We start from the raw sequence: 14975 nt of genomic DNA on the forward strand, positions 1-14975 counted from the left end.
GCTTGAATATATGCAAATAAATAAATTAAAAGGAAAAGAACTCGATCAGCTTTTTAACTCGGTCTTATCTTTAAAAGATTTAGATGAATGCTATCGTTTTTTTGATGATTTATGCACTGTAAATGAGATTCAGTCTCTTGCACAGAGGCTTGAAGTTGCGCGCATGCTTCGCGAAGGAAAAACGTATCATAAAATTGAAACAGAAACTGGCGCAAGCACAGCTACTATCTCTCGTGTAAAGCGCTGCTTAAATTATGGAAATGATGCCTATGAAATGGCACTTGAACGGATTAAAGAAGATAGTCCAACAGCACAAGAATAAAATGGGGCTAAACTGCAGGGATCAACACCTGCAGTTTTTTTATTTTATTCCCAAGTAAAATGCTGGTAATAACTGACCGTAATCCTCGTTTTGCACGGTAAATCCCATGGCAGTAAGTCTGAACAATCAACAGGTCTTTACTTTTTGATCTTATACACAAATGATATAATGTTGGATGGAATGATAGAATGGAGGCAGTATGTATGTATGATATTAACGAGTGGCGCCATGCCTTTAAACTCGATCCTAATAAATATATTTCTGATGAAGACTTAGAAAAAATCTGTGAATCTGGAACGGATGCCCTGATTATTGGAGGGACTGATGGGATTACCCTCGAAAATGTACTGGATCTAATGGCTCGTGTTCGAAGATATACGGTTCCGTGTATTTTAGAGATCTCAACGATTGAATCGGTCACACCAGGTTTTGATTTATATTTTATCCCCTCCGTTTTAAATAGTACGGAAGTAAAATGGATAACAGGACTTCATCATGAGGCTGTTAAAGAGTATGGTGACATCATGAATTGGGAAGAAATTCTCGTGCAGGGCTACTGCATATTAAATGACGAATGTAAGGCGGCAAGTGTCACAGCAGCAAATACGGATTTGACAGCTGATGCTGTCAGAGCCTATGCGATGATGGCAGAAAAGATGCTTCATCTGCCTATTTTTTATCTTGAATATAGCGGCAAGTATGGTGATCCTGCAATCGTTAAAGAAGTAAAAGAAACACTTGAGACAACTGCACTTTTTTATGGAGGCGGAATCCAATCAGCACAGCAGGCAAAAGAGATGGCTGCCTATGCCGATGTAATAGTTGTTGGCAATATCATTTATAGCGATTTAAAGGCTGCTTTACAAACAGTTGAAGCAGTGAGATAAAAGCTTGTTTATCTGAAAAAAAACAGGTACGATATAGAAAATAGAACATACGTTTGTGGTGGTGAATAGAAATGCAATATTTAACTGATAAACTGTTAAACGGATTAAATACAGAACAGCAAAATGCTGTTAAGGCGACGGATGGACCTCTACTGATAATGGCAGGTGCAGGAAGCGGAAAAACTAGAGTATTAACACATCGAATTGCCTATCTAATGGTTGAAAAACGTGTTTCGCCTTATAACATTCTTGCGATTACATTTACAAATAAAGCGGCACGGGAGATGCGTGAGCGGATCCAGAAAATGATGGGCGGAGCAGCGGATGATATCTGGATTTCGACCTTCCACTCTATGTGTGTAAGAATATTGCGCAGAGATATTGACCGGATCGGATACAATCGCAATTTCACTATTCTAGACACAACAGATCAGCAATCGGTTATTAAATCGATTTTAAAAGAACGCAATATTGATCCAAAAAAATTCGATCCCAGAGCAATTCTAGGTTCAATCAGCTCAGCCAAAAATGAACTGATCACGCCAGAGGAATATGCCAAAACTGCCGGTGATTATATTCAGCAGGTAACGAGTGATGTATATGCAGATTATCAAAAACGCCTTCGCAGAAACCAGGCACTGGATTTTGATGATCTTATTATGATTACCATTCAGCTTTTTCAGCGTGTGCCTGAAGTGCTTGAATACTATCAGCGCAAATTCCAATATATCCATGTGGATGAATATCAGGATACGAACCGTGCGCAATATATGCTTGTAAAGTTTTTGGCTAATCGCTTTAAAAACCTGTGTGTTGTTGGGGATTCTGATCAATCTATTTATAGATGGAGAGGAGCAGATATCGCCAATATCCTCTCGTTTGAAAAAGACTATCCAAATGCCAGTGTCATCCTTCTTGAGCAAAACTATCGTTCGACAAAGCGCATTCTTGCTGCGGCAAACGAAGTAATTGCGAAAAATATGAATCGCAAACCGAAAAACTTATGGACAGAAAATGACGAAGGAAACAAGCTGTTTCATTACCGTGCTGACAGTGAACAAGGGGAAGCTCAATTTGTAGTTGGAAAAGTGAAGGAGTTAATGAACTCCAGCAATCGCAAGCTCACAGATTTTGCGATTCTCTATCGAACCAATGCCCAGTCTCGTGTAATGGAGGAAGTACTGCTTAAATCCAATATTGAATACTCTATTGTAGGCGGCATTAAGTTCTATGACCGTAAAGAAATTAAGGACATTCTTGCGTATCTGCGCCTGATAGCCAATCTAGATGATGATATCAGCCTGCAGCGTGTCATCAATGTGCCTAAACGCGGCATTGGTTCAGGATCAGTCGATAAAATTGCTAATTTTGCTACCATGCACGATATGTCTATGTTTGAAGCATTAGAGTCAATTGAATTGATTGGACTAAGCCCGAAGATTACAAAAGCGGCAGCAGAATTTAGGGATCTTGTGAGAAATTATTATCAAATGCAAGAATACTTATCTGTAACAGAGCTGGTTGAAGAAGTCCTTGAAAAATCAGGCTATCGTGAGATGCTAAAGGCGGAAAAATCGATTGAGTCTCAAAGCAGACTTGAGAATATCGATGAATTCCTTTCTGTTACGAAAAACTTTGAAGATGCATCAGAGGATAAATCCCTAATTGCTTTTCTGACAGATTTGGCTCTTGTGGCAGATATTGATAAGCTAGATGATGATGGCCAAAAAAGCGATGCAGTAGTGCTGATGACCTTGCACTCTGCTAAAGGGCTTGAATTTCCTGTTGTCTTTTTAATTGGAATGGAAGAAGGCGTATTCCCGCATAGCCGTTCCTTAATGGATGAAACGGAAATGGAAGAAGAGCGAAGATTAGCGTATGTAGGAATTACACGGGCAGAGCAAGAGCTTTATATTACAAACGCTCAAATGCGAACATTATTTGGCCGAACAAATATGAATCCTCCTTCCCGTTTTATTAAGGAAATACCAGAGGATTTACTGGATGGGATACAGCCGCCTGTGCAAGGAAAACGAGGAGCATCACCGTTTCAGGATTCACCAAGACAGACCATGCGCAGAAATGCGGTTGTGCGTCCGGCAGCAGCTGCAACAGGTGGAGACAGCCTTTCATGGAGTGTCGGCGATAAAGCCGTCCACGGCAAATGGGGAACAGGAACAGTTGTCAGCGTAAAAGGATCTGGTGAAGGCACAGAGCTCGACATCGCTTTTCCAAGCCCTGTGGGCATTAAGAGGCTTCTTGCAAAATTCGCGCCTATCCAAAAAGGGTAACCGAAAGGCAGACTCAGAAAATGATCAGTGTATAGCCCAGACCAGTCCAATAAGAATCGGGGCTGCATAAGGAGCTTGTGCTTTAAGAATTATAAAAAGTAATAATAAGAACAGTGTCTAGCTCCGGCGTCTTGCCCACGAGGTTTTCTTGTTGTGGCTGAGCAAGGCGCCCTGAGCTTTTCTATGAAAGGGCTGGGTTAATGGACATTCAATCAGCTGAAAGAAAAATTAAGGACCTGCAAAATATCCTCAATCAATATAACTACGAATATCATGTGCTGGATACACCATCTGTCCCAGATTCAGAATATGACAGACTAATGAATGAGTTGACCGCTCTTGAAGAACAGTTTCCGCAGCTGAAAACAGAAGATTCGCCAACACAGCGTGTCGGCGGAGAAATACTTGATATGTTTGAAAAAGTTGAACATGAAACGTCAATGCTGAGCTTGGGCAATGCGTTTAACGAACAGGATTTAAGGGATTTTGACCGCCGTGTCCGTCAAAATGCCGGCGAAGATGTGACTTATGTATGTGAACTGAAAATTGATGGGCTCGCTGTTTCATTGCGTTATGATAATGGCTTATTTTCAATCGGTGCAACACGCGGCGATGGCACTATTGGAGAAAACATTACAGCGAACCTGCGCACCATCCGCTCTATCCCACTGCGCTTAAAGGAAGAGGTTTCTATTGAGGTTCGCGGTGAGGCATTTATGCCGAGAAAGTCATTTGAAGCCTTAAACCAAGCAAAAGAGGAAAGAGGAGAAGAAGCATTTGCAAACCCGCGTAATGCAGCTGCGGGTTCATTAAGACAGCTTGATCCAAAAATAGCTGCCTCGAGAAATCTCGATATTTATGTTTATGGTCTTGCAAACGCTGATGAACTTGGAATAGCAGCTCACAGTGAGGGATTGGATTATCTCGAAAAACTTGGATTTAAAACAAATAAGGAACGAAAAAAATGTGTTTCGATTGAAGAGGTTATCGAGTATGTAACAGATTGGACAGAAAAGAGACCTCAATTATCATACGATATTGATGGTATTGTAATAAAGGTGGATGGTTACGAGCAGCAGGAGCAGCTTGGAACCACGGCTAAAAGTCCAAGATGGGCAATCGCTTATAAGTTTCCAGCTGAAGAAGTTGTAACGATCTTAAAAGACATTGAACTCAGCATTGGAAGAACTGGTGTTTTAACGCCAACAGCTATTTTAGAACCAGTACGGGTAGCGGGTACAACCGTCCAGCGTGCTTCCCTGCATAATGAAGACCTGATCCGTGAAAAAGATATTAAGATCGGGGACCATGTAGTCGTCAAAAAAGCAGGAGATATCATCCCGGAAGTTGTCAATGTTCTGCCTGAGCGCAGGACAGGAGATGAAGTCGACTTCCAAATGCCTTCCGTCTGTCCTGAATGCGGAAGCGAGCTTGTCAGACTTGAAGGAGAAGTGGCTCTTCGCTGCATCAACCCAAAATGTCCAGCTCAAATCCGTGAGGGACTCATCCATTTTGTTTCAAGAAATGCGATGAACATTGACGGATTAGGTGAAAAGGTGGTCAGCCAATTATTTTCAGAGCAGTTAATTGAAGATGTTGCTGACTTGTATAAGTTAACCTTTGAGCAGCTTATTCAGCTGGAAAGAATGGGTGAAAAATCAGTTCAAAATCTATTAAGTGCAATTGAAGCATCTAAAAAGAACTCGCTGGAAAAGCTTTTATTCGGACTGGGAATACGGCATGTCGGAGCGAAGGCAGCCAAAACACTAGCAATGACTTTCCATTCAATGGAACAGTTAAGCAGTGCTTCTCGCGAGCAGCTGATTGAAATTAATGAAATTGGCGACAAAATGGCTGATGCAATTGTATCTTATTTTGAGCAGGAAGAAGCTCTTGAACTGATACAAGAACTGAAGAGAGCTGGCGTCAACATGGAATATTTAGGTCCAAAGCGGGTTTCAGCTGAAAATATCGATTCTGTATTTGCAGGTAAAACAATTGTTTTAACAGGGAAATTAGAGCTGTTCTCCAGAAGTGAAGCAAAAGAAAAAATTGAAGCCCTAGGCGGAAATGTATCAGGAAGCGTTAGTAAAAAAACAGATATTGTCATTGCTGGTGAGGATGCAGGTTCAAAGCTGAAGAAGGCAGAGGAACTTGGCATCACGGTATGGAATGAGGAGAGACTGGCTGAGGAACTAACCAAGTAAGAGGTGGAGAATCGTGAAGAAAACAATAATGATGGCTGTTTCTCTTTTGCTCGTGCTGACGGGGTGTGCTCCTAACTTCAGCAAGCAGGAGGAAGTCATTCAGGATGATGAAAACTCAAATGAAACGGCGATTATTCCGAACTATAAAATATCGGATGATTATTATAAAACGCTGCTTCCTTTTGAGCCGAGTGAAGCAAGGGGGCTTGTGGTTAATAACATTAACACCAAATATGATTTGACCGAATTTGAAACGGGCTTAATGCGCGTTGCGCAAAATAGTTTTGACACCGACAGTTACTTCTTTCAGGAAGGTCAATTCTTAGATAGTTCGACTGTCCGCTCGTGGCTCAATCGCAAGTTTACACCTGCACAGCTTGCTGAACGTAATTTAGAGGAAGCGGATAATGTAGGGTTGAATCCTCTTGATGATGAAAAAGGGGATATTGACGAACGCAATACAAAGAGTCCGATCTACCTCGCTCATATTTTAGAGCATAATTATCGAATTAAGGGTGAGGGAGACACGGTTACACTTGGCGGGGTAGTGATTGGTCTGGCTTTAAACTCTGTCCATTACTATCAGAAGGAACAGTACGGAGCAACTTACGAAACAGATATTAAACGAAGTGTTTTAGAAGCAGAAGGTAAAAAGATGGCGGCCGAAGTGCTTACTCGTCTTCGCGGCATGGATGAGCTTAAAGATGTGCCAATTACCATTGCCCTATTTGAACAAGCCAGCAGAACCTCCGTTGTACCAGGAAACTTTATTGCCTATGCGGAAGCTGGAAAAGGAAGCGGCAAGTTAAGCGAATGGAAGAATGTTGCTGAAAAATATGTGCTATTTCCATCATCAGATGCTGAAACGAATCATCGTGATGACAATACAGCCTTCAAAAATTTTAAACAGGATATAGAAGCGTATTTTCCAAACTTTAACGGAGTCATCGGCAAAGCGTTTTATGCCGGAGATCAGCTGCAGGACCTTAATATTGATATTCCAATTCAATTCTATGGAAAAGCAGAATCAATCGGATTTGCACAGTATACGGCAAGTTTAATCATGAAGCATTTTCCAGAGTATATTTCTGTTCAGGTAAATATTACGTCCGTGAATGGCCCTGAAGCGCTGATTGTGAGAAAACCAGATGATACAGAACCATTTGTTCATATTTATGATTAAAGGCAAAGATTGATGAATTTTAACTAAACATGTTAAAATAAACATTGAGAAAATTCTATAAAAGTAGCTGCTGTATTAGGGATGAACTGTAAAATATTACATGCATCATCCCTTCCATTCTTATACAGTGCAATAGTACATAGGAGGCGTTAACGATGGTACAACCTTACAAGCATGAGCCTTTCACAGATTTTAAAAATGAAGAAAATCGTGAAGCATATTTACAAGGGTTAAAAACAGTTGAAAGCTATTTAGGTCAAGATTATGATCTTTTAATTGCTGGCGAACGTGTATCAACTGAAGATAAAATTGTATCGATTAATCCGTCTAATAAAGAGGAAGTAATTGGTCGCGTTTCTAAAGCTAATCAGGAGCTTGCTGAAAAAGCAATGCAAGGTGCTGTAGAAGCATTTAAAACGTGGAGAAAAGTAAAGCCTGAAACACGTGCTGATGTATTATTTAAAGCAGCTGCGATTATTCGCCGCCGCAAGCATGAGTTTTCTGCATTGCTTACAAAAGAGGCTGGAAAGCCTTGGAATGAAGCAGATGCTGATACAGCAGAAGCAATTGACTTCCTTGAGTATTATGCTCGTCAAATCTTAAGTATTAAAGATGGCGTACCTGTTAACAGCCGTCCAAATGAATACAACCGTTATGACTATATTCCATTAGGCGTTGGAATCATCATTTCTCCTTGGAACTTCCCGCTTGCGATTATGGCTGGTACAACGGTAGCGGCTATTGTAGCTGGAAATACAGTACTATTAAAGCCAGCATCTACAACTCCGGTAGTTGCTGCAAAATTTGTTGAAGTAATGGAAGAAGCAGGTCTTCCTGCTGGTGTATTAAACTTTGTACCAGGCAGTGGTGCTGAAGTAGGCGACTACTTAGTTGACCATAAAGATACTCGCTTTATTTCATTTACTGGATCTCGTGATGTAGGTTTACGCATTAATGAGCGTGCTTCTAAGCTAAATGAAGGTCAAATCTGGCTTAAGCGCGTAATCGCTGAAATGGGCGGTAAAGATACAATCGTAGTTGATAAAGAAGCTGATCTAGAATTAGCTGCTCAATCAATCGTAGCATCTGCATTTGGCTTCTCAGGTCAAAAATGTTCTGCATGTTCACGTGCAGTTATTGTAGAAGATGTTTATGATCAAGTGTTAAATCGTGCAGTTGAATTAACAAATGAATTAACAGCAGGCAGCCCTGAAGATCAAACTCACTTTATGGGACCAGTGATCGACCAGGCTGCATTTGATAAAATTATGAGCTATGTTGAAATTGGAAAACAAGAAGGCAAGCTGATGACAGGCGGAGAAGGAGACAGTTCAAAAGGATTCTTCATTAAGCCAACTATTTTTGCTGATCTTGCAGCTGATGCTCGTCTAATGCAAGAAGAAATTTTTGGACCGGTTGTTGGTTTTACAAAAGCGAAGGATTTCGATCACGCTATTGAAATTGCAAACAACACAGAATACGGCTTAACTGGAGCTGTAATCACGAAGAACCGTGAGCACATCCAAAAAGCACGTGAAGATTTCCACGTTGGTAACCTTTACTTCAACCGTGGATGTACTGGCGCAATCGTTGGATACCAGCCATTTGGCGGATTCAACATGTCAGGTACAGACTCTAAAGCTGGCGGTCCTGACTATATTCAGCTTCATATGCAAGCTAAGACTACATCTGAAATGTACTAATATAAGCAGGCAAATAACTCCCTCTGCAACTTATGCAGAGGGAGTTTCTTTTTGGATATAGAAATCAAGCATCCCAGCAAGAGGACCCGGCAGTCAAACTACAGCTTACCTTTATAGGTGCTATATTCCTCCTGTATTTGTTTACTGGGGGTTCTGTCCATCAGACTGAAAATAATAATAGCGATGACACCTAGTAAGAATCCAGGTGCAAGCTCATAGAGTTCAAAGATGCCTCCTTCAATTTGCGACCAAATAATAACGGTTAGAGATCCAGTAATGATCCCTGCCAAGGCGCCATTGCGAGTCATTCGTTTCCAGAAGAGGCTTAGTACGATAACTGGACCAAATGCAGCACCGAAACCTGCCCATGCATAACTAACAAGCTCAAGAACTTTGCTATCAGGATTATAACCTAGCAATATAGCAATGACTGCAATTCCGATAACAGCGATTCTGCCAACAATCATCTCTTCTTTTTGGGAAGCATTTCTTCTGAAAATGGCTTTGTAAAAATCATTAGCAAGTGCACTTGAAGAAACGAGCAACTGTGAATCAACAGTACTCATGATTGCTGAGAGAATGGCTGCAAGTAAAAAGCCGGCAACAACTGGGTTAAATAAAACCTGCGATAACATAATAAAAACCGTTTCTGAGTTTTCAAGCGGAGAATCTGCAAAATAAGCAATTCCGGTAAATCCAATAAAAATAGCACCAAACAAGGATAACACCATCCATCCCATTCCAATGAATCTGGCTTTTGGTATATCTTCTTTAGCTCGGATGCCCATAAAACGCACAAGTATATGCGGCTGGCCAAAATAGCCTAACCCCCATGCAAGCAAGGAGACTACTCCAATAACCGTTGTCCCAGAATACACATTTAAATAAGAAGGATCTATACTGCCAATTGTATTAATCGTTTCACTCCAGCCCCCAAGCTCAAAAATGACAACAATGGGAATGATAATAAGAGCAAGAAACATGAGAATTCCTTGGATAAAGTCCGTCCAGCTTGCTGCCAGAAAGCCTCCGAAAAATGTATAAGATACAATGACCAAAGCACCAATCCATAATGCAGCAATATAATCCATGCCAAAAGAATTCTCTAGTAAAATAGCTCCTCCAACCAAACTTGAGGAAGTATAAAAGGTGAAAAATACTAGAATAACAATTGCTGAAATTACACGAAGAATTTTGGAATCATCTTTAAAGCGATTTTCAAAGAAATCAGGTAATGTAATTGAATTGTTGGCAACTTCCGTATACACCCGCAAAGGCTTAGCGATAAACTGCCAATTAAGATATGCACCAATTGCCAAACCAATTGGAAGCCAAATCTCACTCATACCTCCAACATACATTGCGCCGGGAAGTCCCAGCATAAGCCAGCTGCTCATATCAGAGGCTCCTGCACTTAACGCAGCTACTCCAGGTCCCAGTCCTCTTCCGCCGAGCACATAATCGGTTAAATCCTTCGTTTTTCTTGCGGCCAGATAGCCGATAATGATCATACCAACTAAATAAATGATAATAGAAACGAGTGTAGGTATATTAATGTCCATTGTATTATTCTCTCCTCTTTTCAAAGTAATAGGTAAACGCAGATAAGATGACTAATAAAGGCATTGGCACAAGCAGCCAAAACCAAGTAGCAGTAGTTAACCCCATAGTTGATCCTCCTTTTTTTATAATTTATTCAGGTTTATACAAAAATAATAGAATACCAATTTGTTTCCACCTGAGAAAATGCACTATCAATGATAACATAGGTGTATAATTCTGTCTTTTTGAAAATTCAAATTCCTTTGTCGAAATGTATAAAAATGCATTAATAGTTATGATCTCCTTGCTAATCTTTAAGAAGAAACATATCTATACAATCAAATTAATAATATTAAGTCTGTCACCCATGCAAATGTCATGATATGCCGAATGATTATGGACGTCATTTAATCATAATTAAATTTAATATGAATACGGTTGAATAAAATTGACTCTTTTGGGTTAAATCATACATATTAATGGTTTTATGAAGCATCTCATGGAGAAAGAGGGGACTGAAGGCTGTTTACATGAAAAACACTGACCATATGTTATAATTTTCATAACATATACGAACATACATATTAATCAAACGTTTGATTAAATAAAAAAGGGACAGGTAAAATCAAGCTGGAGGTGCAATATGGCCGATCATGTGGATGACTATTTGCAAAAAGGCATGTACGGAGAAAAACAGACAAAGCCAGATGAGCGAAGGAAGTTTTTAGGCACGTTAAGAGAAAGAATTGTGTTGGCTTTAACTCAGCCTCAAGTTCGAAAAAACGGAATTAACCATGAAGCAGAAAAAGCGATGAAGGAAAATTCACAGGCACATCTCTACTTAAATGGAAATATGAATTATGAATACTTATCAAAGTATATCAAATCAGCTACGAAGTATAAGGTTGAATATACGATTGTCACCAATAAAGAGCATAACTCTGATATTGGTCTAGTGCTTGCATATGACTATGCTATTGATAAAGAGAACATTTTTGTGGATGATGAAAAACCGCACATACAGCCAGAAATTAAAAAACAGAAGACCGGATTTTTTGCCAAGTTATTTGGAGGCAAATAAAGAGGGGCGGATATACCGCTTCTTTTTTTAGGCCATTTTTTTAAATAAGTGGTGTGTTTAAGAAGTTGGTCAGGAAGCATGTCATTGTTTATATTCGATCTACTGGTGGAGAGAATAAAAAAAGAAGGTGCTGCGCCTGTCACTTCAAAAGTGGCAATGTGAAGGAGAATGCCCACACTCACCTTCTTATAATAGAAGAAAGTATACGAAAACAGTATAAAAAATTGACAGAACAAACCATAACATAAGGTGATTTTTTCATATATTTTTTGTAAATAAAAATAGGTGAAAGGAACTATTACGTTATAAATATTTCTAAAAATTGATACATAAATCCTATGCTATGATTAAGGAAACTTACTTCTAACATCTGATGAAGAAGAATATCAGTGAATAATGAAGTAAACAGCTTATACATATGTAAAACTACGTGAAATGGAAGGAAGAAAAGAATGGCGCAGAATGAACAGTGGACTTCGAAAATAGGTTTTATTTTAGCTGCGGCTGGTTCTGCAATTGGTTTAGGGGCGATTTGGAAATTCCCTTATATTGCTGGAACAGGAGGCGGCGGAGCGTTTTTCCTTGTGTTTTTACTTTTTGCCTTATTAATTGGCTACCCATTACTTGTAGGAGAATTTATAGTAGGCAGAAAAGGGCAGGATGATGCCATTTCTATTTATAAAAAGATGGCTCCTGGATCTATGTGGCATTTATTAGGACGAGTTGGGGTGTTAATTGGCATTTTAGTGCTTTCCTTTTACAGCGTTATTGGCGGCTGGATCATCTTATACTTGTTTGAAGCTTTGACAGGCGGTTTAAATGGCTTATCAATGGATCAATATGTGCAATTGTTTGAGCGGATTATTTCTGATCCTGCAGCAACACTGATTGGACAGTTTGTCTTTATTGCTCTAACAGTAGTGGTGGTTGCTAAAGGTGTGCAACAGGGCATCGAAAAGGTGAGTAAAATCCTCATGCCTGTTTTGTTTGTATTATTTCTTATGATTGTGGTTCGCTCACTTACACTAGAAGGTGCGGCAGAGGGAATGAAATTCCTGCTGATTCCGGATTTTGGTCAATTAACCTCTGAATCTATATTATTTGCTCTTGGGCAAGCCTTTTTTACCATCACTTTAGGTTCTTCTGTTATGGTGACATATGCATCCTATTTACCGAAAACACAGAATCTGCCCCGCTCGGCATTTTCTATAATTATGATGAATTTATTTGTGTGCTTGCTCGCCGGGCTTGCTATCTTTCCCGGAGTGTTTACGTTTGGTATTGAGCCAAGTGCTGGACCGCCGCTTGTATTCATAGCTCTTCCTGCGGTATTTGCACAGATGGAATTTGGGTTGTTCTTTTTTATTGCCTTCCTGATCCTTTTCTTGTTTGCTGCCTTAACTTCAGCATTCTCTATGATTGAAATAGCTGTGGCGGTAACGGCAAAAAAGGATCCTGTAAAAAGACAAAGATATACTTGGATGTTTGGGCTTCTCATTTTTGTTATTGGAATTCCATCTGCACTTTCTTACGGTCTTATGGCAGATGTAAAGCTTTTTGATAAGACGGTGTTTGACTTAGTCGATTATGCGGCGAGCAATGTCTTAATGCCGCTTGGAGCACTTTTTACGTCTTTATTTATCTCGTTAAAATTAAAGAAAAGTGACTTAATTCGAGCGATGAGGCAAGGAGCAAACGTTTCGCTTCCTTTCTTTCATACATGGTACTTCCTATTAAAATATGCTGCACCAGCTGCGATCGTGGTTGTTTTTTTAGATGTGCTTGGCGTGCTTGATTTGATCTTCTAGAACAAACGTGTTTGCTTTTTATAATCTATTAAATGAAAAGAAAAGTCGGAGGATGAAAGAACATGACAGTAATGGAACAATTACAGCAATTATTCCCGAGTGCGGATGGCAATCAACAGCAGCGTGATGAACTGGTGGGGTATTTTCGTAAAGTGCTGACAAGAATGGATGAATTAAAGGATCCGTCTAAGCTGACCCTAGGTGAGATGCCTGATTATAGTGAGGATTATTACAATAAAATCATTCAAGGTTCATTTGTGCCGGAACATGGAGTTTCAGTGGATGAAACCATTGATAAATTAATGGAGCTTGTCGAAGGCCACCGTTTCTTGAATAGCAATTATGTGGCAAACGCAACACCGCTTCCTAACATTGCAAGTATCATAGGGAATCTTGTAATGGTTCTTTTAAACGGAAATAATTTATGGGATGTGGATGGATCGGCAGCTGCGAATGCTGAAGTGCGGATCACAAGTATGCTTTCTAAAATGATTGGCTATGATCAAAACGAAAGCGCAGGCTATACAACCTGGGGCGGACAAGGAGCGGTATTTAACTCGCTGCGCTTAAGCATAGCACGCAGATTCCCGCATTCAAATAAAACTGGAATTCCTGATAACCTTTATTGTTTTTGCTCTGAACTGTCTCACTTCAGTTTGTATAAGTCGGCAGAAGCAACTGGCATCGGTGTGGATCATATGATACGGGTGAAAGTAAATGAGGATCATTCTATGAATCTGGAAGATTTAAAAGAGAAAATGGAAATGGTTATTGAAAAGGGTGGAATACCCATTTATGTATTAGCTACAATGGGAACAACAGATACATTTGGGATTGATGATTTATATGGTATGAAGCAGCTGCTGACAGAAATTGAAGCTGCATACGATTTAGAGCCTATTTATGTTCATGCAGATTCTGCAATGGGCGGAATGTATACGTTCTTTAATGATTATAACTTTAATGCAAATCCGCTGAGCTTTGAGGATGATGTGCTCCACGTCCTGTCTGAGTATCAAACGCGTTTCAAACATATGAATCTTGCGGATAGTATGGTCTTTGATTTTCATAAATTAGGACAAACCCCTTATATTACTAGTTTATTTTTAATTAAAGATAGACGCCTGCTGGAATATGTGGATTTAGATGCGGCGGAGACCCCTTATGTAGGAAATCGCGGATATGGAAGCTATCATACAAGCTATACATTAGAATGCTCACGGATGGGGAGTTCAATAGCCATTTATGCATCGCTTCTGGCTTTTGGCATAGAAGGCTATCAGCAGCTGCTTGCCAATTACTTGAGTGTCAACATTGCTTTCCGTAACAGGCTGCTTGCAGAATTTCCAAATGCCGCAGTAACAAATGAAGTATCCCCTGTCACAACTTTTAGGTTTTATCCGGAAGCACCGAACTGGAGCAAGGAGTTAGCGGGTCAGTGTCAAGCCGAAGAGATCCGCGAAGTGAACAATTATAATGAAGAATTTGCAGAATTGATCGGCTTGGATCGAGATATTATTTTCTTCGGAAACACAAAAAAGCAGCGCTACATTTCTGCAGTGGATTCAGAACAGCGGCTGCCTGTCTATGTTCATAAATTCTATACAACTTCTCCTTATTCAACTGTCGTAGAGGTTGATCGGTATATTGAATTCCTGAAGTCACATATGCAAATACATCAAAAAAGTCTAATGCTTGTATAGGATTGAAACTTGAGTACATCACTTTAGAGAGGTTGATGTGCTTTTTTTAGATTTTATACGGTATTAGGAGAGCGTGTAACTGACACTTAACTGGACAACCCTTATTAATCAGGAAAAGTCCGTAACAAAAAGGAATTTCATGATAAAATATGTAGGTACAAAAAGGGCGGATATTGCTTTAACGCGTGAACGTTTGATATGATCAATAGTAATGTACATACGAATAAAATGTTTTGGAGGTGCACGAA

General features: G+C 39.8%; 10 protein-coding genes. 9 read left to right on the forward strand and 1 reads right to left on the reverse strand.

The window, feature by feature from the left end; all coding sequences use genetic code 11:
- Window positions 1-10: 10 nt before the first annotated feature.
- From J1899_RS02700 to pruA, 6 genes are all read left to right on the forward strand, one after another.
- A complete protein-coding gene (locus J1899_RS02700) occupies window positions 11-322 on the forward strand; it encodes a YerC/YecD family TrpR-related protein (protein ID WP_066450336.1) in 312 nt (103 codons plus the stop codon).
- A 203-nt stretch (window positions 323-525) separates the two neighbouring features.
- Window positions 526-1209: a heptaprenylglyceryl phosphate synthase gene (gene pcrB, locus J1899_RS02705; RefSeq protein WP_214477377.1), complete on the forward strand. Its 684-nt coding sequence runs from the start codon at window positions 526-528 to the stop codon at window positions 1207-1209.
- 71 nt (window positions 1210-1280) lie between these two features.
- Window positions 1281-3500, forward strand: coding sequence for a DNA helicase PcrA (pcrA, locus tag J1899_RS02710; protein ID WP_066450327.1), 2220 nt, complete (start codon window positions 1281-1283; stop codon window positions 3498-3500).
- Window positions 3501-3700: 200 nt separating this feature from the next.
- On the forward strand, window positions 3701-5707 hold the full coding sequence (gene ligA / locus J1899_RS02715) for an NAD-dependent DNA ligase LigA (RefSeq protein ID WP_214477379.1): 2007 nt from the start codon (window positions 3701-3703) through the stop codon (window positions 5705-5707).
- A gap of 13 nt (window positions 5708-5720) precedes the next feature.
- Window positions 5721-6890, forward strand: coding sequence for a CamS family sex pheromone protein (locus tag J1899_RS02720; RefSeq protein WP_214477381.1), 1170 nt, complete (start codon window positions 5721-5723; stop codon window positions 6888-6890).
- A gap of 155 nt (window positions 6891-7045) precedes the next feature.
- Window positions 7046-8593 carry an L-glutamate gamma-semialdehyde dehydrogenase gene (gene pruA / locus J1899_RS02725; RefSeq protein WP_214477382.1) on the forward strand — a complete coding sequence of 516 codons (1548 nt, stop codon included), beginning with the start codon at window positions 7046-7048 and terminating at the stop codon, window positions 8591-8593.
- Window positions 8594-8691: 98 nt separating this feature from the next.
- Here pruA and putP read toward each other — a convergent pair whose 3' ends face one another.
- Window positions 8692-10155 (reverse strand): sodium/proline symporter PutP, encoded by a 1464-nt coding sequence (gene putP / locus J1899_RS02730; protein ID WP_281420609.1) that lies wholly within the window; start codon window positions 10153-10155, stop codon window positions 8692-8694.
- Window positions 10156-10778: 623 nt separating this feature from the next.
- On the opposite strand from putP, the gene J1899_RS02735 reads away from it, so the two are divergent.
- The 3 genes from J1899_RS02735 (at window position 10779) to J1899_RS02745 (ending at window position 14727) form a co-directional block, all read left to right on the forward strand.
- Window positions 10779-11216 carry a YueI family protein gene (locus J1899_RS02735; RefSeq protein WP_066450315.1) on the forward strand — a complete coding sequence of 146 codons (438 nt, stop codon included), beginning with the start codon at window positions 10779-10781 and terminating at the stop codon, window positions 11214-11216.
- A gap of 452 nt (window positions 11217-11668) precedes the next feature.
- Window positions 11669-13024, forward strand: coding sequence for a sodium-dependent transporter (locus tag J1899_RS02740; RefSeq protein ID WP_214477384.1), 1356 nt, complete (start codon window positions 11669-11671; stop codon window positions 13022-13024).
- Between the two features lie 71 nt (window positions 13025-13095).
- On the forward strand, window positions 13096-14727 hold the full coding sequence (locus J1899_RS02745; RefSeq protein ID WP_214478730.1) for a pyridoxal phosphate-dependent decarboxylase family protein: 1632 nt from the start codon (window positions 13096-13098) through the stop codon (window positions 14725-14727).
- Window positions 14728-14975: the final 248 nt, after the last annotated feature.

Origin of the sequence: Cytobacillus gottheilii (assembly GCF_018582665.1) — a bacterium.
Classification (GTDB): Bacteria; Bacillota; Bacilli; order Bacillales; family Cytobacillaceae; genus Cytobacillus; species Cytobacillus gottheilii.

Bases quoted from the DNA above. Each gene is read 5' to 3' on its own strand.
- J1899_RS02735 (WP_066450315.1), top strand. From the start codon at position 10,779: ATGGCCGATCATGTGGATGACTATTTGCAAAAAGGCATGTACGGAGAA.
- ligA (WP_214477379.1), top strand. From the start codon at position 3,701: ATGGACATTCAATCAGCTGAAAGAAAAATTAAGGACCTGCAAAATATC.
- pcrA (WP_066450327.1), top strand. From the start codon at position 1,281: ATGCAATATTTAACTGATAAACTGTTAAACGGATTAAATACAGAACAG.
- J1899_RS02745 (WP_214478730.1), top strand. From the start codon at position 13,096: ATGGAACAATTACAGCAATTATTCCCGAGTGCGGATGGCAATCAACAG.
- pruA (WP_214477382.1), top strand. From the start codon at position 7,046: ATGGTACAACCTTACAAGCATGAGCCTTTCACAGATTTTAAAAATGAA.
- putP (WP_281420609.1), bottom strand. From the start codon at position 10,155: ATGGACATTAATATACCTACACTCGTTTCTATTATCATTTATTTAGTT.
- J1899_RS02740 (WP_214477384.1), top strand. From the start codon at position 11,669: ATGGCGCAGAATGAACAGTGGACTTCGAAAATAGGTTTTATTTTAGCT.
- J1899_RS02700 (WP_066450336.1), top strand. From the start codon at position 11: ATGCAAATAAATAAATTAAAAGGAAAAGAACTCGATCAGCTTTTTAAC.
- pcrB (WP_214477377.1), top strand. From the start codon at position 526: ATGTATGATATTAACGAGTGGCGCCATGCCTTTAAACTCGATCCTAAT.